Consider the following 402-nt stretch of genomic DNA (forward strand, 5'->3'; position numbering starts at 1 on the left):
CGGTCGACCAGGGCGTCGCGTGCCGCGGCGACCTCGGCCGCGGGCAGCGGGAGTTCGACCGCCGCTTCGTCCCAGAGCTGCTCGACGGCCGCCCGGCAGACGGGGTCGCCCATCGCTGCCGCGACCGTCTCGTGGCCGAGCTGCAGGCCGAGGTACGCCAGCAGTGAGTGCGACCCGTTCAGGAGCCAGAGCTTCCGCTGCTCGTACGGGGTGACGTCGTCGACGATGCGGACGCCGGCGGTCTCCCACGCCGGACGGTCGATCCCCGCGAAGCCGTCCTCGAGCACCCACTCCGCGAAGGGTTCGGTGACCACGGGCACCCGGTCGCCGTCGAGCGCACCGGGGAGCTCCGCCAGTGCCGCCACGTCGTCGTCGGTCGTGGCCGGGGTGATCCGGTCGACC

Annotated in this window: 1 pseudogene; it reads right to left on the bottom strand. The window is 74.1% G+C overall.

Annotated features, from left to right (window positions below):
• Positions 1–402 (bottom strand): annotated as a pseudogene (locus BIV03_RS16725) (mannitol dehydrogenase family protein); the annotation flags it as partial.

The organism is Curtobacterium sp. MCBA15_016 (assembly GCF_001865105.1).
Classification (GTDB): Bacteria; Actinomycetota; Actinomycetes; order Actinomycetales; family Microbacteriaceae; genus Curtobacterium.